This window comes from Robertmurraya sp. GLU-23 (assembly GCF_052983275.1).
Genome location: NZ_JBRKCV010000001.1, coordinates 386,165 through 405,908, shown reverse-complemented (window position 1 = coordinate 405,908; position 19,744 = coordinate 386,165). Strand labels below are relative to the sequence as shown.

Annotated in this window: 17 protein-coding genes; 2 read left to right on the top strand and 15 right to left on the bottom strand. The window is 39.0% G+C overall.

Going from position 1 to position 19,744, the window contains the following annotated elements; translation table 11 throughout:
- Window positions 1-2: 2 nt before the first annotated feature.
- Window positions 3-800, bottom strand: coding sequence for an ABC transporter permease subunit (locus ACVBAX_RS02035; protein ID WP_447115687.1), 798 nt, complete (start codon window positions 798-800; stop codon window positions 3-5).
- 3 nt (window positions 801-803) lie between these two features.
- The gene (locus ACVBAX_RS02030; protein WP_447115686.1) at window positions 804-1,688 is read right to left on the bottom strand and encodes an ATP-binding cassette domain-containing protein; all 885 of its coding nucleotides are present in this window, start codon (window positions 1,686-1,688) and stop codon (window positions 804-806) included.
- A gap of 333 nt (window positions 1,689-2,021) precedes the next feature.
- On the opposite strand from ACVBAX_RS02030, the gene zwf reads away from it, so the two are divergent.
- Window positions 2,022-3,491 carry a glucose-6-phosphate dehydrogenase gene (gene zwf / locus ACVBAX_RS02025; protein ID WP_447116021.1) on the top strand — a complete coding sequence of 490 codons (1,470 nt, stop codon included), beginning with the start codon at window positions 2,022-2,024 and terminating at the stop codon, window positions 3,489-3,491.
- A gap of 566 nt (window positions 3,492-4,057) precedes the next feature.
- On the opposite strand, the gene gndA is transcribed toward zwf, so the two are convergent.
- The 6 genes from gndA to mce all read right to left on the bottom strand — a co-directional run bounded on the left by gndA (window position 4,058) and on the right by mce (window position 10,712).
- Window positions 4,058-5,464, bottom strand: a complete 1,407-nt coding sequence (gndA, locus tag ACVBAX_RS02020) for an NADP-dependent phosphogluconate dehydrogenase (RefSeq protein ID WP_430774942.1) — start codon at window positions 5,462-5,464, stop codon at window positions 4,058-4,060.
- 135 nt (window positions 5,465-5,599) lie between these two features.
- Window positions 5,600-6,874: a DNA polymerase IV gene (locus ACVBAX_RS02015; RefSeq protein WP_447115685.1), complete on the bottom strand. Its 1,275-nt coding sequence runs from the start codon at window positions 6,872-6,874 to the stop codon at window positions 5,600-5,602.
- Window positions 6,875-6,944: 70 nt separating this feature from the next.
- Entirely contained in the window at window positions 6,945-7,418 is a 474-nt protein-coding gene (locus tag ACVBAX_RS02010) for a chemotaxis protein CheW (RefSeq protein ID WP_447115684.1), read from the bottom strand.
- A gap of 127 nt (window positions 7,419-7,545) precedes the next feature.
- Complete coding sequence (locus tag ACVBAX_RS02005; protein WP_447115683.1) at window positions 7,546-8,664, bottom strand: tripeptidase T; 1,119 nt, start codon at window positions 8,662-8,664, stop codon at window positions 7,546-7,548.
- Between the two features lie 75 nt (window positions 8,665-8,739).
- Window positions 8,740-10,290: an acyl-CoA carboxylase subunit beta gene (locus ACVBAX_RS02000; RefSeq protein WP_447115682.1), complete on the bottom strand. Its 1,551-nt coding sequence runs from the start codon at window positions 10,288-10,290 to the stop codon at window positions 8,740-8,742.
- Window positions 10,287-10,712, bottom strand: a complete 426-nt coding sequence (mce, locus tag ACVBAX_RS01995; protein ID WP_447115681.1) for a methylmalonyl-CoA epimerase — start codon at window positions 10,710-10,712, stop codon at window positions 10,287-10,289. Before mce ends, ACVBAX_RS02000 begins: the two co-directional genes overlap by 4 nt.
- A gap of 135 nt (window positions 10,713-10,847) precedes the next feature.
- On the opposite strand from mce, the gene prli42 reads away from it, so the two are divergent.
- Entirely contained in the window at window positions 10,848-10,943 is a 96-nt protein-coding gene (gene prli42 / locus ACVBAX_RS01990) for a stressosome-associated protein Prli42 (protein WP_251514496.1), read from the top strand.
- Window positions 10,944-10,983: 40 nt separating this feature from the next.
- On the opposite strand, the gene ACVBAX_RS01985 is transcribed toward prli42, so the two are convergent.
- The 7 genes from ACVBAX_RS01985 to ACVBAX_RS01955 form a co-directional block, all read right to left on the bottom strand.
- Complete coding sequence (locus ACVBAX_RS01985) at window positions 10,984-11,499, bottom strand: L,D-transpeptidase (RefSeq protein ID WP_447115680.1); 516 nt, start codon at window positions 11,497-11,499, stop codon at window positions 10,984-10,986.
- Between the two features lie 16 nt (window positions 11,500-11,515).
- Complete coding sequence (locus ACVBAX_RS01980; protein WP_447115679.1) at window positions 11,516-12,520, bottom strand: aromatic acid exporter family protein; 1,005 nt, start codon at window positions 12,518-12,520, stop codon at window positions 11,516-11,518.
- A 117-nt stretch (window positions 12,521-12,637) separates the two neighbouring features.
- Complete coding sequence (locus tag ACVBAX_RS01975) at window positions 12,638-13,075, bottom strand: BrxA/BrxB family bacilliredoxin (protein WP_447115678.1); 438 nt, start codon at window positions 13,073-13,075, stop codon at window positions 12,638-12,640.
- 168 nt (window positions 13,076-13,243) lie between these two features.
- A complete protein-coding gene (gene meaB, locus ACVBAX_RS01970; RefSeq protein WP_447115677.1) occupies window positions 13,244-14,290 on the bottom strand; it encodes a methylmalonyl Co-A mutase-associated GTPase MeaB in 1,047 nt (348 codons plus the stop codon).
- Complete coding sequence (scpA, locus tag ACVBAX_RS01965) at window positions 14,290-16,470, bottom strand: methylmalonyl-CoA mutase (protein ID WP_447115676.1); 2,181 nt, start codon at window positions 16,468-16,470, stop codon at window positions 14,290-14,292. The genes meaB and scpA overlap by 1 nt, the downstream gene beginning before the upstream one ends.
- The gene (locus ACVBAX_RS01960) at window positions 16,463-18,325 is read right to left on the bottom strand and encodes a methylmalonyl-CoA mutase family protein (protein ID WP_447115675.1); all 1,863 of its coding nucleotides are present in this window, start codon (window positions 18,323-18,325) and stop codon (window positions 16,463-16,465) included. Before ACVBAX_RS01960 ends, scpA begins: the two co-directional genes overlap by 8 nt.
- Window positions 18,326-18,454: 129 nt before the next feature.
- Complete coding sequence (locus ACVBAX_RS01955; protein ID WP_447115674.1) at window positions 18,455-19,720, bottom strand: dihydrolipoamide acetyltransferase family protein; 1,266 nt, start codon at window positions 19,718-19,720, stop codon at window positions 18,455-18,457.
- Window positions 19,721-19,744 lie beyond the last annotated feature (24 nt).

Below are 19,744 nucleotides of genomic sequence, written 5' to 3'. Positions count from 1 at the left end.
CCTTACACCGCATTCATATCCTTTTTAGTATAGATGAAAAAGCTGGCAATAAGAGCTGAGATGATCCATACCAAACCGACTATCAAATACGACCATTCATACTGACTGTTTTTAATAATATACATCGAGTCAAAATACTTGAATGGAGTGATATATCGAACGGAAGCTTCACCTACTGTAGAACCAAACATTCCAATAAAAAAGAAAGCAAAGACGACACCTAGTGATAAAGAAAGAACCGATTTCAACTTTGGCAATAGCATGGATGCAATCACCCCAATGGCTAAAAACATAACCTGAACAAAAAAGAGCGTAAATGAAAGAAGAAAAAATGCTTGTTCATTAAAATTCTCCGTCCTTACGTATATAGCAATAAAATAAGCAAAGAGAATGAAGGATAGGCTAGTAATCGCAATAGACACAAATGCCGCAGAGAGCTTTGACACAATGATCGTTGTCCTTGAAACAGGCTTGGTAAGAAGAAAATCGACTGTCTTTTCACGAACCTCCTTGGATAGGATTGAAGCACCTATCATCATCGCCTGTATCGCACCGCATAACGCAATATACATAAAAACATAAGAGTAAAAACCTAGGATGCTAGTAAAGCTACCAATTTCAATCCCAACCGCTTTACGCAAGGATTCCGGGAGAGTTTTTAACAGCTCGTTCACTTGTTCCGCATCTTTCGCAAAGGAAGGAAAAAGTGACATAAAAAAGAGCACAAGGGCAATTAGGGAAACTGTCCAGACTATCGTCGACTTTCGATAAGCTCTTACTTCATGAAGAAAGATATTCACCTTCTACTCCTCCTTTTCGTAGTAGTGCATGAAAATCTCTTCAAGGGTTGGTTCTTCTACCCACAAATTCTTAAGTGGTATTTCTGCTATTTTGCTTATAATTGCATTCATGTTCCCTTTGTAAATAAAGGACACCGTCTTTTCTTTCACCTTAATATCTGTGACACCGTCTAGCTGGAAAACTTCAGTAGTTACTTGATTAACAACTTCTAGTCTAAATTTCTTATAGCTATTCTCTGTTAACGCGCTCATCGTCTCGACTTTCACGATTTCCCCTTCTTTAATAATGGCCACACGATCACAAAGCTTTTGAACCTCACTCAAAATATGAGAGGAGAAAAGAATAGTTGCTCCCTTTTTATTTTCTACTCTTAATAATTCGAAAAATTTTTGTTGCATTAATGGATCTAAGCCACTTGTCGGCTCATCAAGAATAATGAGCTTCGGTTCGTGTAATAATCCTTGAACGATTCCAACCTTCTTTTTATTGCCAAGCGAAAGATCGTTAATCTTCTTAGAGAGATCTAGATTTAATGCTTCAGCAAGTTCACGTATTCTCTTTGTACAATCCTTTTTATAAAAGCTTGCAGAATACTTAAGCAAGTCAATAACCTTCATATTGTCATAATAAAAAACCTCTGATGGAAGATAACCAATCTCCTTTTTTATTTCAGGAGCATATTTTATACAATCCTTCCCAAAAATCGTAGCACTTCCACTTGTTGGATAAATAAGTGCAAGCAGTATTCGAATGGTCGTCGATTTTCCAGCTCCATTTGGTCCAATGAATCCAAAAATCTCCCCTTCTTTCACAGAGAAACTGACATTGGAGATTCCTCTTGCTTTTCCATACATTTTCGTTAATTGATTGCTTTCAATCACATTCATAAAGAAAGCCTCCTTTTTAGACAGTTGTTCTATCTAACACCATCATACTACATGAAAAAAAAGGCAACAATCATTTTATGAAATATTTTTATAAAATCATTTCATAAATTAAATAAATAACGCTTTCATTTTCATTAAGGATAGTTCAAGCGATTTGGTTAAAAATAAATACGTAATTTTGTGAAGAATTATTTGCTTATTTCGTTAGAAACCGATAAAATTCTGTACTTGTATAGGTCAATTTTTTTTTATAAAAATACATATATAACATGGAAATACCCTGGAAGAGAGGTTCTTAACGTGACACAAAACGAGAAACCGACTGCATTAATCATGATATTTGGAGCAACTGGTGATTTAGCAAATAGAAAACTGTATCCTTCGCTCTATAAATTGTTTGAAAAAGGAAAGCTTTCAGACAAATTTGCTGTAATTGGAGTTGCCAGAAGACCATTAACAAATGAAGAATTCCAAGAGAACATTAAAAAATCGGTAAAGTCTTCTATTCAAAAAGAAAATCGAATTGATGAATTTGCTTCGCATTTTTACTATCATTCACACGATGTAACTGATTCAAATTCATACGCAGTGCTTAATAACCTAGCAAATCAACTTGACTCAAATTATGGTTTACAAGGCAATCGCATCTTTTATCTAGCGATGGCACCAGAGTTCTTTGGAACCATTGCACTCCATTTAAAAGAAGATGGTTTGACCAATGTAAGTGGGTTTAAACGCTTAGTCATTGAAAAACCATTTGGTCATGATCTTCAATCAGCACAAGAGCTAAATAATCAAATCAGAACTGCCTTCTCTGAAGATGAAGTGTACAGAATTGACCATTACCTAGGAAAAGAAATGGTTCAAAATATAGAAGTTATTCGATTCGCGAATGCGATTTTCGAACCGCTTTGGAACAACCGTTATATTTCGAATATTCAAGTAACTTCTAGTGAGGTTCTAGGAGTTGAAGAGCGCGGACGCTACTATGAGAAAAGCGGTGCGTTAAGAGATATGGTTCAAAACCATATGCTCCAAATGGTTGCATTACTTGCAATGGAGCCCCCAATTAAGCTAACAACAGAAGAAATTCGTTCTGAAAAGGTGAGAGTCCTTCGTGCTCTTCGTCCAATTGAAGGGGAAGAAATAAAAGAATACTTTGTTCGCGGTCAATACGACAAAGGAACGGTAGAAGGCACAGAAGTTTTAGGATACCGTGAAGAGCAAATGGTTAACCCTGAATCTAACACGGAAACATATGTAGCTGGAAAACTAATGATTGATAATTTCCGCTGGGCAGGGGTTCCTATTTATATACGTACAGGAAAGAGAATGGATTCCAAATCTACAAAAATTGTTATCCAGTTTAAAGATATTCCTATGAACCTATATTATAGCCCCGAAGAAACATTGAATCCGAACCTACTTGTGATTCATATTCAACCAGAAGAAGGCATTACACTGCATCTAAATGCGAAAAAAGCAGGTCAGAACATTGCAGCAACTCCTGTTAAGTTAAACTATGCAAATCGCGGAATCGATGGATTAAATACACCAGAGGCATATGAGAAGCTTCTATTCGATTGCATGCGCGGTGATGCGACCAACTTCACACATTGGGATGAAGTTGCTCTATCTTGGAGCTTTGTTGATAAGATTTCTGATGTTTGGGAAAATCAAAAGGCCGATAACTACCCTAACTACAACGCAGGTACTGTGGGCCCTCGTGAAGCGGATGAGCTTCTTGAGAAAGATGGATTCCATTGGTGGCCAATCTCTAATTTTGACGTTGATAAATGCTAAAAAATAGCTCCTGTCCATTTAGGTAATGGGTTCTATTTTCGGGTATATTTCTTAATTAAAATACACCAGAAAAGACGTATGAATTGGTACGTCTTTTCTTTATTTATTAAGTTTCTGATTCCCACATCTAGGTTCAAGTGGGGCCGAGGTTAAGCCCCGAGCATAAATAAACGGAGAAATTCCTCTTAATTAGAAATTATTATTAAAAAGGTGCTTCTATAGACGGAAAGATTCCGTCTATTGGATCGAAGTAGTCAAAAAGGAGCGATTTTTCTTTGCATAAGCGGAAAACCTCCCCTTATTTCCCCCGAAACGAGGCTCCATTCAGCATCTAACCGGAAATTCTCCGCTAATTTTACTTTTACTAGTTACTCGATTAAGGACCGTTTAATACAAATAACGATGCCACTACGACTGTCATTTCGGCACATATTTTAAGAAAAAGCACTTCAAAACGGAACTCTATACCATTTAAGATAGGAGCTTTTTTACGCCCCCTAATCACTTTTCAATGGCACGCAAAATAGCCTACCCTATTGGGTAGGCTATTTTTGCTTCTAGAAGGCTTAGAACCAGTTTGTATGGAATGTTCCTTCTTTATCTGTACGTTGGTACGTATGTGCACCAAAATAGTCACGTTGAGCTTGTAACAGATTCGCTGGAAGTGTTTCTGTACGGTAGCTGTCGTAGTATGAAAGGGCAGCAGAGAAACATGGTACAGGAATACCATTTTGAACGGCAACAACCATGATGTCACGTAGAGCGTGCTGATAGCTTTCAACAATTTCCTTGAAATATGGATCAAGTAATAAGTTTTTAAGCTGGCCGTCACGATCATATGCTTCTTTAATCTTTTGAAGGAATTGAGCACGAATAATACATCCTCCACGGAAGATCATTGCAATTTCTCCGTATTGTAAATCCCAGTTATATTCTTCTGATGCTGCACGCATTTGTGCGAAGCCTTGTGCGTATGAACAAATCTTACTCATATAAAGAGCTTTACGAACTGACTCGATAAATGCCTTCTTATCACCAGTAAATTCCTTCGCAGTTGGTCCACCTAATACTTTGCTAGCATGAACACGTTCTTCCTTCATTGCTGAAAGGAAACGAGCGAATACTGACTCTGTAATGATTGGTAGAGGTACCCCAAGGTCAAGAGAGCTTTGGCTTGTCCACTTACCTGTACCCTTTTGTCCAGCCGTATCAAGGATAACGTCAACAAGAGGCTTACCTGTTTCTTCGTCTTTTTTCGTAAAAATATCAGCTGTAATTTCGATTAGATAGCTATCAAGCTCACCTTTGTTCCACTCAGCAAATACTTCATGAAGCTCTTCTGCGCTTAGACCAAGTACATGCTTTAATAAAAAGTAAGACTCAGAGATTAACTGCATATCTCCGTATTCAATTCCATTATGAACCATTTTCACATAATGACCTGCTCCATCTGGACCGATATACGTTGTACAAGCCTCACCGTCAACCTTCGCAGAAATATCCTTAAAGATAGGTGCAATTAATTCATAAGCTTCTTTTTGTCCACCTGGCATAATAGAAGGCCCTTTAAGCGCACCCTCTTCTCCGCCTGAAACGCCTGTTCCAACAAAGTGGATACCTAATTCACTAAGTTCTTTATTGCGGCGCTGTGTATCAACAAAATACGTATTTCCACCGTCAATAACGATATCACCTTTATCAAGTAATGGCTTTAATTGATCAATTGTTGCATCAGTTGGCACACCAGCTTTAACCATAAGCATGATTTTACGTGGCTTTTCTAATGATTCAACAAATTCTTCCATGCTATATGTACCAAATATATTTTTTCCATTTGATTCCGCAAGCATCTCATCTGTTTTTTCGCTTGAACGATTGTAAACTGAGACTGTGTAGCCTCGGCTCTCGATGTTCCAAGCAAGGTTTTTCCCCATTACTGCTAACCCAATAACACCAAATTGTTGTTTTGTCATTTTTTTACTTCCCTTCTAGCTAAATACTTATATACATAAGAATCCACTTTACTTTAGCAAGATTAAGCAAAAAGCGCAAGTAAGGTGATTAATTAAATATTCAAATATATTTTTTCCTGAATTTCTTTATCTATGTTACTCTTCTTTCCTATCTCGAGCCGTATGTAAAAAATCTTTATTAAAGCTCGTATCTGTCCCAATTGACGGCGTTTGCTTTTTCTTCCGAGCCATTCCAGCCCGATTTATAATGGCCGTACCATATTTTTCTTTTAATTTTGAAACAGCATTTAATAGCGGCTCTTTTTTTGCATCGCGTTCATAAGAGAAAAGATCTAGCTGTTTCACTGCTTCATTCACATGTATTAAGTCTGTCCCTGTGATTCCAAGAAGACGGATGGCATTCCCATTCCAATTGGAATGAAACAATTTTTTGGCAAGTTGAGAGATTTCATCTTGTTTATCTACTGGATTATTTAGTTTTTTGCTTCTAGTCAACGTTTTTCGATCCTTATACCGTATCGTTACACTTAATCCCGTTGCCAACACTTGTTTTGCTTTTAGTCTTGCAGATACTTTCTCTGCGAGTTTCTCCAAAACTTCGTTTAACTCTCTGATATTTGTAACATCCTTCGGAAGAGTGGTTGAGTTTCCAACGCTTTTAAAGTCAGAAACAGCATTAGGGTCCACTTCACGGTGATCGATAGCATTCGCTCGTTCCTTAAGACGTACTCCATTGATTCCAAGAAGTGCTTTTAACTGAATCTCATTTCCTTTTGCTAAGTCACCAATCGTAAGGATTCCTATTGTTTTCAATTTCTCAGCTGTCTTTTGACCAACACCGTGCATTTCACCCACATTCATTGGCCACAGAATTTGTTTGATATCCCTTTTTCTAAGAACCGTTATTCCTAATGGCTTTTTCATATCAGATGCTGTTTTTGCTAAAAATTTATTGGGAGCAATCCCGATGCTGCAAGGAAGATCAAACTGTTCTAACATCCTAGCTTGGATGGTTTTTGCAATTTCAAGAGGTGATCCAAATTCGTAGCTTTCTGTAATATCTACATATCCTTCATCAATGGAAACCGGCTCTACAAGGTCCGAAAACTGCCTTAACAGATCAAAGATAGCGATAGATGCAGCCCGATAGCGCTCAAAATTGGGTTTCATCACGATTAACTCAGGGCATAATTTTCTCGCTTCCCATAACGGCATTGTCGTTCTCACCCCAACACGCCTTGCTTCATAGCTGCAGGTAACAATGATACCACGTCTTTCCTCAACATTGCCTGCAATCGCAAGTGGCTTCCCTTTTAAACTTTGATCGTAAGCCATTTCCACGGAAGCATAAAAGCTATTCATATCCACATGAAGGATGACACGACCGTTTTTCGGGTACATTTCTCGCATAGCCCACCTCCTCACCATTGTCCTTATATTTTACCAGAAGAATTGGATGACAAAAAAAGAGAGCCACAGGCTACTCTTCTTGGTGTGATTTCATATATTGTTGGATTTCATTTATTCCTTCTAGCGATTGAACAAGCTTAGATGGATCGATCAACGTAATTAAACGAGATTCCAAGTTGGCAATGGAAGTAAAGTAACTTGTTTTATTAAATGCTACTAGACCTAACTGCTTTAAATTTTCCTTTTCAATATCAATAATCTCTTTTGCGTCGTTAACAAGGACTCCAATGGTTAATTCATCTGTCTTTACGACAATCATCCTCGTTTGATCATTGTACTGAATGGTTCGGTGATATAAAATTTCTTCAAGATCAAGAACAGGCAGTAATTCTCCTCTTACTTTCACGATTCCTTTCACGTACACAGGTAAATGAGGGATTGGTGTAGTTCCTTCCACCTTCTCTATCGAGATCACTTGTTCAATAGGAATCGCATATTCTTCCGTCCCTACTTGAAAAACGACTACTTTTGTTGTTGTAAGCATGGGTACTCGCTCCAATCTAGTACAAATTCATCATACTTTATACCTGTATCATACTAACATTCCTGCTATCTTGTCTATCGAAAGTAACAAAAAAAGAGTGAAGGATTTACTCCTCACTCTTTTTCCATTAGGCAGAAACTTCTTCAATGATAGCAATTACATACTCTGCCAACTTATTGAGTTCTTCAATAGGCATTCTTTCATTCGTTGTATGAATCTCTTCATAACCCACTGCCAAGTTAACGGTAGGAATTCCAAATCCAGCTATTACATTCGCATCACTGCCCCCGCCGCTTCTTAACAGTTCAGAGGTTCGACCAATTTTGGCAGCCGCTTTCCTCGCTACTTCAACCACATGGTCTCCTTCTCCAAATTTAAAGCCAGGGTACATAACTTGAATTTCAACCTCTGCTCTGCCACCCATTTCTGAGGCCACTTCTTCGAATGCAGCTTTCATTTTTTTCACTTGCTCTTCCATTTTCTCATTTACTAACGAGCGTGCCTCAGCTAAGATTTCAACGTGGTCACAAACGATATTGGTTTGCGTACCGCCTTCAAAACGACCAATATTTGCTGTTGTTTCCTTATCAATGCGACCAAGAGGCATTCTTGAAATGGCTTTTGCTGCAATCGTAATAGCCGATACGCCTTTTTCAGGTGCGACACCAGCATGTGCTGTCTTTCCGAAAATCGTTGCCTTTACTTTTGCCTGCGTAGGTGCAGCAACAATAATATTACCTACTTGACCATCACTATCTAGAGCATATCCATATTTTGCTACAAGTAAGGATGGGTCTAATGCTTTGGCACCAACTAAGCCAGACTCTTCTCCAACAGTAATGATAAATTGAATCGTTCCGTGCGAAATGGATTGTTCCTTTAACACACGTACCACTTCAAGCATAACGGCAAGTCCCGCTTTATCATCCGCTCCGAGAATCGTTGTACCATCTGTTACTACATAACCATCCTTGATGCTTGGTTTAATGCCTTTACCAGGCACAACCGTATCCATATGGGAAGTGAAGTAGATGGTGTCTACCTGCTCCTTTGAGCCTTTAAGTGTACAAATTAAGTTTCCTGCCCCGTGTCCAGTCGTTGCAGTTGTATCGTCTTCAACCACTTCAACGCCTAGCTCCAAAAACTTCTGTTTTAATACCTTTGCAATTTCTGCTTCATTCTTCGTTTCTGAGTCCACTTGAACGAGCTCTAGAAATTCCTTTAACAATCTTTCTTCATTGATCATCTTATACCCTCCATCAATCATTCACTCACTCTTGTAGTATAACTTTTTCGTATCATAATCATCAAATGAATGGGTTTAAAGGGGAATATTTCCATGCTTTTTATTAGGACGGGTATCTTTTTTATTACGAAGCATCTCTAAAGCTTGGATAATTTTAATTCTAGTTTCACGCGGATCAATGACGTCATCTACCATTCCCATACTTGCGGCCACATATGGATTAGCAAATTTTTCACGATATTCCTCAATTTTTTGTGCTCTTGTTGCCTCTGGATCTTCACTTTGGTTTATTTCTCTTGCAAAAATAATATTCGCAGCCCCCTGCGGCCCCATCACTGCTATTTCAGCATTTGGCCAAGCAAATACAAGATCAGCACCGATAGACTTCGAGTTTAATGCAACATAGGCTCCGCCATAAGCTTTTCGCAAAATAATCGTTAATTTTGGTACCGTAGCTTCTGAATAGGCATACAATATTTTTGCTCCGTGTCGGATGATGCCACCATGTTCCTGCTTTACACCAGGAAAAAAGCCTGTGACATCCTCAAATGTAATAATTGGTATGTTAAACGAGTCACAGAAACGAATAAATCTAGCTGCTTTATCAGATGAATCGATGTCCAACCCACCGGCCATAAACTTCGGTTGGTTACATATTAATCCGATTACTTCTCCCTTCACTCGAGCGTACCCGACAACAATATTTTTGGCAAAATCCTTTTGAACCTCCATGAAAGAATCTTCATCTACTACTTGCTCGATTACCTTTCTCACATCATACGGTCGGACTGAGTCAAATGGTACCACATCAGTTAAATCTGGACGGTAATCCCAATCATTTTCATACTGACCAATCGGTGCTTTTTCTTCATTATTCTGCGGAAGATAGCTTAATAATTGTCGGACCCCCGCAAGTACTTCTTCCTCCGTTGATGCATGGAAATGCGCATTTCCACTTATGGAGTTATGTACCTTTGCCCCTCCTAAATCCTCGGGACTTATTTTCTCACCCGTAACCGTTTCAATTACCTTAGGACCTGTTATGAACATTTGACTCGTTTGATCCACCATAAACACAAAATCAGTGATGGCTGGGGAATACACCGCCCCTCCTGCACACGGACCCATAATCACAGATATTTGCGGTATGACTCCAGAGTAAATGGCATTTCGATAAAAGATCTTTCCGTAGCCATCGAGAGACAAGACTCCTTCTTGAATTCTAGCTCCACCCGAATCATTCAGCCCAATAAATGGTGCACCATTTTTCGCAGCCAAGTCCATTACATTCGCTATTTTATTCGCATGCATCTCCCCTAAAGCTCCACCAAAAACCGTAAAATCTTGAGAGAACAAGTAGATGGGACGACCATTTACCTTTCCATAGCCAGTAACTACGCCATCGCCTGGACCCTTTTGATTCTCCAAACCAAAATCCTTGCATCTATGTTCAATAAAAGGGTTCAGTTCAATAAAGGTCCCCTTGTCAACAAGAAGCTCGATTCTCTCCCTTGCTGTCAGCTTTCCTTTTTCATGCTGCTTTTCAATTTTTTGATCTCCCCCACCTAACTCTACTTCTCTTTTCCGGTCATATAAATCATTGATTTTCTCATAGATGTCGATCATTTTTGACTCCCCCCATCTCTTTGACACAATTCGAAAAGCACATGATGAGTAGATTTTGGATGCATAAAGGCCACTCGTGCATGATGTGCTCCTTCTTTTGGTTTGTCATGAATCATTTGTACACCCTTCTCTTTTAATTCCTGAATCCTAGATTCAATAGAATCTACCCCTAGAGCGATGTGATGGATTCCTTCTCCACGCTTTTCGACAAACTTATAGATAGCGCTTTCAAAATTTGTCGATTCCAATAACTCTAACATGACGTTCCCCGTGTCTATAAAGGCTACTTTTACTTGTTCTGATGGAACTTCTTCAATTCCGACAAGCTTTAATCCAAGAGTCTCTGTATAAAAAGGCAAGCATGCATCAATTGATTTTACAGCAATCCCAATGTGATCGACATTATTTATCACTTTTTCCATCTCCCTCAAAAGTAATATAATTATAAATATTCGCTTTTTGGACAAAAATCCCTTCTTAGAACCTGAGCGGTTGTTCAATTTATCTTTTCCTAGTAAAATAAATGTAGAAAAGTTCTGACTGAGAGGAGATAGAAAATGGGAAATAAGAAAACACAGAAGATTGTTGTTTATGTAATGCTATTTGCGATGCTAGCATCTACCATACTAGCTGGAGTTGTTGCATTTTTATAAAAAATAAAAAGTCACTTAAGGGTTGGCCTTAAGTGACTTTTTATTTTGAAATCGCTCCGTATTCTTTTGCTATTTCTGCATAGCTTTCATTTGTTGTTGTGATTAATACCTTTGTTCCAATAGGAATGAAATCATAGAGAGATTCGATAGCTTCATTTTGAAGTCTCACACACCCCTGCGAAACATACTTACCTATGGAGCTAGGAGTGTTGGTTCCATGAAGACCATAGGTTCTTCCATCCGTTTCATTTGCGTCAAAACCGATCCATCTTGTACCTAAAGGATTTTCTGGATCTCCACCATTAATATTGTTTTTTCGATAATAAGGATTTTTTGCCTTAACCGTTATCGTGAATAATCCTTCAGGCGTTAACTCCTCCGTTTTACCTGTTGCAGCTTTTACCACTGTCTGAACTCGATTTTCATTAATTAAAGCTACTTCATTTGTAGCTTTATTGACAATTAAAAAAGGGTCCCCCGGAAGAGGATTTTCCCCTAATGGCCAAATAGGATTTGAAGTAAATGCTATAACTAAAGCTAGAAGAAAGGATACCATATGATCACCTTCCGTATTATTTCTCCTTAGTAGTTTGTAGAATCTTCTTCCTTTTATTCGCTTTTGATCTTTTCATTCCAACAAAGTCCTTTTTAATCGTTAAATATTGCTCCATTTCCTTTGTGAAGTGCAAAAGAGCCGCCCGTGTCTCAAATTCCTCACGTGTTCTAGGAAGCTCCATTTTCTGAAATTCCACTCTCATTCTCTCTAATTTCTCAATATAAATATCCGCTGTGTTCCCTGGGTGAATATTATTTGAGAGGTCTTCAATAAATTCCGCAATCATCTCTCCCTGATCAACGGTTAAAGAAATAGAACTAACAAGTGGCAACACTCTTTCAATAATTTCAAATTGCTTTTCTCTCATTTTAAAATAGTGATAATATAAGTTCTCGTTTCGGAGGAAATGGTTTTCTACATCACGGAAAGCTAGAGTCTTTGCCTCATCAATAAGTGTTGCTGTTTCAGGGATTTCATGACCATCCCAATCCGTTTTATTATTTTTTAAGTATAAAATAATTTCGTCAAAGATGGCTTTGAAGTTCTGCTCTATTTTCCTTTGATAATCAATCAACTTATTTTCTAAACTTGGCATATACAAGTTCATAATTAGGGCCACACCAATTCCAATAATAATTAGTCCCAATTCATTCAATAATAGACTCTTTGTAATATGTCCAGCTGAGTACAAATGCAGAATAATAACCGTACTCGATACAATCCCATCGCTTGCTCCCACCATTACTGCTGTAGGAATGAATAATAATAATAAAAGTCCAATCATGACGGGATGGAAAGCAATACCTTCAAAAATAATGATTGAAAAAACCATTGCCACCACGCAAGCTAAAAACCGTTCCCAGGAAGCACGTACACTTTTCTTCTTTGTTACTTGAATGCAAAGGATGGTAAGGATTCCCGCAGATGTAAAACTCGAAAGGCCAAAAGCCTGAGCAATCATAATGGAAGCTGCTGCTCCCAACGCGGTCTTTACCGTTCGGTAACCAATTTTAAATTCCATTTTATATTTTACTCCTATATAATAATTTCCCATTAGTTACCTTACCCTTGATGACGCTTTCAATTCAACTGTTAACCGATGAAGAGTAAAAAAGAAAAACCTCAGGGAGACCTGAGGTTACACTTCTTCACAATATTTATCGAATGCTTCTTGTAACTTTTGTACAACTGCCATTGGTTCATGCCCTTCAATTTCATGACGCTCAACCATTGTTAAAATTTTTCCGTCTTTTAATAAAGCAAAAGAAGGAGAAGATGGTGGATAATCAGTAAAATAAGAACGTGCTGTTGCTGTTGCTTCTTTGTCTTGACCAGCAAAAACAGTCACTAATTGATCAGGCTTTTTATCGTAGTGTACAGAATACATCGCTGCCGGACGGGCAATACCACCTGCACAACCACATACTGAGTTGACCATGACAAGTGTTGTACCTGACTTTGTTAGCGCATCTTCCACATCTTCTGACGTCTTTAATTCTGTATATCCAGCGGCAACAATTTCTTGTCGCGCTTGTCGAACCACATCATTCATAAATAAATTAAAATCCATATTCACGAAAAGTCCCTCCATCATTTCATTATTATATATTCAATATACCAATATGAGATACAAATATACAATCAGAAAGGTTTAAGGTATTAAAAAAAGGGTATCATATAAGCACAGCTAGATCATACCCCTACTCCTTAGATGAAGGTCACCGTATGTGTGACCTTCCTTTTTTTATTTTTTTTCATAAAAATATTTGAATAGAAGGTCTACTGCAAAGGTAACCGTCTGATCACCATCAACTACAGCTCTTTCAAGCTGAGGAAGCAATTCTTTTATTTTTTCGTGAGCGTAAAATTGTAACTGTAGCTGATCCGTGATTAAGGCATGCATCCAATCCTTTGTTTGTTGTCTTCTTCGCTCCTCGAACACTCCTGATTGTGTCGTTTCATGGACAAATTGGTCAATTGTCCGCCACATTTCCTCAATTCCTTTATTATATAAGCTTGAGCATACATGCGCTCTCGTTTCCCAATTAGTAGTTGAGGGTTGAAGGAAATGCAGAACTTGATTATATTCATCCCTAGTTCTTCGTGCGGCAGCTTCATTTTCACCATCCGCTTTATTTACAACAATGGCATCGGCAAGCTCCATGATTCCCTTTTTCATCCCTTGTAGCTCGTCACCAGCTCCCGTTAATACTAGGAGCATAAAGAAGTCTACCATGTCTCTCACTAGAACCTCGCTTTGTCCCACACCAACTGTCTCTACAATAATGACTTCATAACCCGCAGCTTCGCAAAGAGCAATAGATTCCTTCGTTTTTCGATGAACGCCACCTAGCTTTCCTCCCGTAGGGGACGGTCGAATAAAAGCTAACTCTGTCCTAGAGAGTTGTTCCATTCTCGTCTTGTCCCCTAAAATACTCCCACCACTCCGCTTAGAGCTAGGATCAACAGCTAGAACAGCTACCCTAATGCCTTGTTCACATAAATACATCCCAAATGAGTCAATAAAGGTACTTTTCCCCGCTCCTGGTACACCTGAAATGCCAATTCGAACCGATTTACCTGAGAAGGGAAGAATTTGTTGAATAAGCTCCTGCCCCTTTTTAAAGTGGTGTTCGGCATTGCTTTCGATTAATGTGATCGCTTGAGCGAGCATAGAACGATTTCCATTCCTTAGCCCTGAGCAAAGTTCCTCGACCGTTGGTGTTTTATTTACTTTTTTGTAAAATCGTTTTGCAGAAGAAAAGCTATTCTCTAAATGGTTATCTTTCATTACTTATCCACTTCCTCATAGCCTAATCGCTCATAGATTGCTCTTACTACCTTTTGAGCGGCTACTGGAATGACGGTCCCAGGTCCAAAAATAGCGGCGGCCCCTTGACCATATAAATAGTCATAATCTTGAGCAGGGATTACACCACCGATTACCACTAAAATATCATCCCGACCTAAGTCCTTTAATTCTTTCATTAATTGTGGAAGCAGTGTTTTATGGCCGGCAGCAAGTGAGCTTATACCAATCACGTGAACATCATTTTCGATCGCTTGTAAAGCGGTCTCCTTTGGTGTTTGGAATAACGGTCCTATATCCACATCAAATCCTAAATCAGCAAAAGCGGTTGATATCACTTTTGCTCCCCTATCGTGACCGTCCTGTCCCATCTTTGCAATAAGGATTCTTGGCCGACGTCCTTCATTTTCTAAAAATTCCTCTGTCATACGCTGAACTTCTTTCATTTCCTCTTCATTCGAGTACGCTGAGCTATATACTCCACTAATTGAGCGGATAATTGCTTTATGCCTTCCTGCAACAGCTTCCACCGCATCTGAAATTTCTCCGATTGTTGCACGAGCCCTAGCAGCGTTTACCGCAAGTTCAAGCAGATTCCCTTTGCCTGTCTGTGCCCCATTTGTTAATGCATCTAGAGTTCGCTTTACCTCTTGCTCGTCTCTATTTGCTTTTACAATGGCCAGTTTTTCAATTTGCTTTAATCTTACAGCCGTATTATCTATGTCTAAAATTTCAATACCTTCCTCTTTATCAACTCGGTAACGATTAACACCAATGATCGTTTCCTCACCTGAGTCAATTTTGGCTTGACGCTTAGCTGCCGCTTCTTCTATCTTCATCTTTGGTAAGCCCGTTTCAATTGCTTTTGCCATTCCACCTAGCTCTTCAACCTCTTCAATATGCTCCCATGCACGTTTAATCAACTCATCAGTTAGTGCTTCAACATAATACGATCCACCCCAAGGGTCAATCACATTCGTGATTCCGGTTTCTTCCTGAAGAAATAACTGCGTATTGCGCGCAATTCTAGCAGAAAAATCGGTTGGAAGTGCAATAGCTTCATCTAGAGCATTTGTGTGAAGAGATTGAGTATGGCCCATCGCTGCAGCATGTGCTTCGATAAGTGTGCGAGTCACATTATTAAACGGGTCCTGTTCCGTTAAGCTCCATCCAGATGTTTGGGAATGGGTACGTAACACCATAGATTTCTCATTTTGAGGAGAAAACGACTTCATCATCTTTGCCCAAATGTAACGCCCTGCCCTCATTTTAGCTACTTCCATGAAATAATTCATACCAATCGCCCAAAAAAATGATAATCTTGGGGCAAAGGAATCGATATCAATACCCGCTTTTAGACCTGTTCGAACATATTCGAGCCCGTCTGCTAGTGTGTATGCAAGTTCAATATCTGCTGGTGCTCCCGCCTCCTGCATATGATATCCTGAAATACTAATGCTATTGAATTTGGGCATATACTTAGAAGTATACGAAAAAATATCAGAGATAATTTTCATCGACATTTCTGGTGGATAAATATATGTATTACGAACCATATATTCTTTTAAAATATCATTTTGAATCGTCCCAGATAACTGTTCCTTACCTACCCCCTGCTCCTCAGCCGTTACAATGTAAAAGGCCATGATCGGCAAAACGGCTCCATTCATTGTCATCGAGACAGACATCTGGTCAAGAGGAATGCCATCAAACAAGGTTTTCATATCGAGTACAGAGTCTATAGCAACACCTGCTTTTCCTACGTCACCTACGACGCGTGGATGATCAGAATCGTAGCCCCTATGGGTGGCTAAATCAAATGCTACTGACAGTCCCTTTTGTCCCATTGCTAAATTTCTACGATAAAAAGCATTACTTTCTTCTGCGGTAGAAAAGCCTGCATATTGCCTTACGGTCCATGGCCTATTAACATACATCGTAGGATATGGTCCCCTTGTAAAGGGGGGCAAACCAGGTAAATCTCCAAGATGAGCTACATGATCACGATCATCTCTCGTATATAAAGACTTTACTTTGATTTGTTCATTTGTTTCGTAAAATAAATCCTCTATGGAGGCAGTTATTTCTTCTTTTTCTCGGTTGCTCTTTTCTTCCTTAGAAGAGGATATCTTTATTTGACGAAAATTGGGTTTGTTAAGCATGAGTGGTTTCCTCCATTTCAGTCAAAAGACTCGATAGAGAATCATAGCAGTTACTTTGTCGATGAAAAAAGTCCGTTACACCTGATTGAAGCCATACATCCTTTGCTTCAGGTAGTCCTGCTAAATATAGTCGTTTTTCTGAATAATTTGTATGAAATTCTTTCACGATGGTAAGCCCCAATTCTTCAAATTCTCCATACGCTCCACACAAGCAGTAAGTTGAATGGTTACTACTTTCAATATACTTCTGAATTTGTTCCCAACTGTCAGCTCCCTCACTTTTTTCTGTAGCAATTCCACCTGGTGCAAGAAAGCCCGCAATAAAATCTACTTGTGGCTTAAACTGTTTTAATCCACCTATACAAATTAGCCCCACCACTGGTTGCCGTTCTAGTTTTTCAGAAAGCCTTCTAAGGGTTTCATAGGGTTCTGAAAGTCTAAATTGCTTTAGCTCGGGTATCTTGATGGCTACTGCTTCAGGTGTTGTTTTTTGCTGCATGCATAATTTTAATGGTGAATCTTCCAAATTTGCGTACATATTGGTACCGATAATCGATTGTTTTCTTGTGAAACTATCATTCTTTCTATTATCCAATACTTTAGAAATTTGTGATTGGATGTCACCATCAACAAGGGAGGATAGCATACCGCCATAATCATCAATTTGCAAAAACAGCTCCCAAGCCTTCTTGGCAATCTCATCAGTTAGTTCTTCTATATACCAGGAACCTCCAGCTGGATCGTGTGTTTTACAAATGAGCGCTTCTTCTTTTAAAATAAGTTGAGTATTTCGAGCAATTCGCTCTGAGAACTCTGCTCCATTCCCTTCGAGCTCATTAAATGGACTTACATGCAAATATTGAACCCCACCGATGACTGCAGCAAATGCTTCATTACTAGAACGAAGAATATTCACATATGGATCATAAACTGTTTTTGTAAAGCTAGATGTTTGTGCTGATATGACCATTTTTTGATTTTCGTTACTTCCACCGTATGCTTTTACGATTTCACTCCAAAGCACCCGTGCTGCTCTTAACTTAGCAATTTCCAAAAAGAAATTGGCTCCTACTGAGAAGTGAAAAATATATTTAGATAGTGTTGTTTCGATCGGTATGTTTCGGTTAGAGAGTTCTTCTAGGTGGAATACGGCAGTTGCAAGAGAGATCGCAATCTCTTGGACGGCGTTAGCCCCCCCATTATGATAGGGAGTTGTGTCGACAAGAATTGTTTTTAGTTCTGGGAATTTTTGTGAGGTAAATTGAATGTTTTTTGCTAATTCATCATAGAAATCGTTCACTGGCTCTTCTAAATAGCCATCTGAAGCTAATTGAGCTAACGGATCCGTTGCGATAAAGCCTTGTATATCACTTCTCTCTTTGACGCTACTGAGCTCTGAAAGGAGTTTGGATTGGTGACCTTTCTTTGCATGAACGCAAACTGGAAAACGGTCCGTAAAAGCTTCAAATATAGATTGATAGGAAATATCCTCTTGAACAGAGAAAGAAACAGCGGACTGTCCACCTTTGATTGCAGCTTCCATCTTGTTTTTTAGCTCATTTCCGGTAGACGCGTGAATGGTCTGAGCTATTCTCCATGGTTGCTTCTCCCCCAAATACGAATCAATTCCTCTTCGATAATCTGGGATACCAGGAAATTGAGAACAGTGTTGTTCTTTTTTAAAATAAAGCGGTTTCATTTTTATCTGTTCGTATGTATGTTTTATTAGATGTTCTACCTTTTTTCCTTTCAGTGACTGTTCACTTTTTTCGGTCCAGTCTTCTTCTTGCCAAAGTGGGAATGACGCATGTTTCATATCTTTTATTTGCATTGTATGCCGTGTCAAATTTGCCACGGCTCCCCTCCCTCCGAAAGATAAATTGAGGTAAAATTTAAAATTATTGATCTTACCCTTATTGTAGTACACATGGGAATAATTGCAAAGAAGAAAAACCGCTGTCTAATTGACAACGGCTTTTTTGTATTAGTAGATAGATGTATTTTCCTTTGTGGTAGCCTCAAGGATATCTTTCACCCGTTTTAAGAATCTTCCACACACAAGTCCATCAAGAACACGGTGATCAAGCGATAGGCAAAGATTAACCATATCTCTTACAGCAATCATACCTCCATCCATGACAACCGGACGTTTAACGATGGATTCTACTTGTAGAATGGCTGCTTGAGGGTAATTAATAATTCCCATAGATTGAACGGATCCAAACGAACCGGTGTTGTTAACAGTGAACGTACCACCTTGCATATCAGCACTTGTTAATTTTCCAGCTCTTACCTTAGACGCTAATTCAGTAATTTCTCTTGCAATCCCTTTAATGGTCTTTTCATCCGCGTGCTTAATAACTGGAACATATAAAGCATCCTCTGTTGCAACAGCTATGGAAATATTAATATCCTTCTTCTGGATGATTTTATCTCCTGCCCACATAGAGTTCATTTGCGGGAATTCCTTTAAGCTTTGAGCGACTGCTTTTACAAAGAAAGCAAAGAATGTTAAGTTAAATCCTTCTTTTGCCTTAAACTCCGATTTGATGGAGTTTCTGTATGCAACTAAATTCGTGACATCGACTTCAACCATCGTCCAGGCATGTGGTGCCTCATGCTTGGAGCGTAACATATTAGCCGCAATTGCTTTTCTAACACCTGAAACCGGAATTTCTATATCTCCGGCTGTTACAGGAACATCGATTGGAGCAGGGGCTGCTTTTTCTACAGCTTTTGGTGCTGGAGCAGTTGGAACAGCTTCCGCTTTTGGTTGAGATGTCGGAACCGCTCCAGACTCTATGATCGCCAGAAGATCTTTACGAGTTATTCGACCACCCATTCCAGAACCTGATACCTGAGTTAAGTCAATTCCGTGCTCCCCAGAAAGCTTTAAAACTGCTGGTGAATAGCGTGCTTTATTAGGCGCATTACTTATTACTTCAGGCTTTTGAACTTTTTCCTCAGTTTGGTTCTTTGTTATTGATTCCTGAGGTGTACTATCTTGCCCTTCGATTTCGATGGTACAAATAATCGCACCAACCTCTAATGTTTCTCCTTCGCTAGCAATAAGTTCGACAATCTTTCCTGAGAAGGATGAAGGTACTTCTGCATTTACTTTATCAGTCATTACCTCTGCTAGAGGATCATATTTGTTTACCGTGTCCCCAACTGAAACGAGCCATTTGCTAATCGTTCCTTCTGTTACACTCTCCCCAAGCTGAGGCATTTTGATTTTTTCGATAGCCAATTCATTACCTCCTTGTTAACCTTT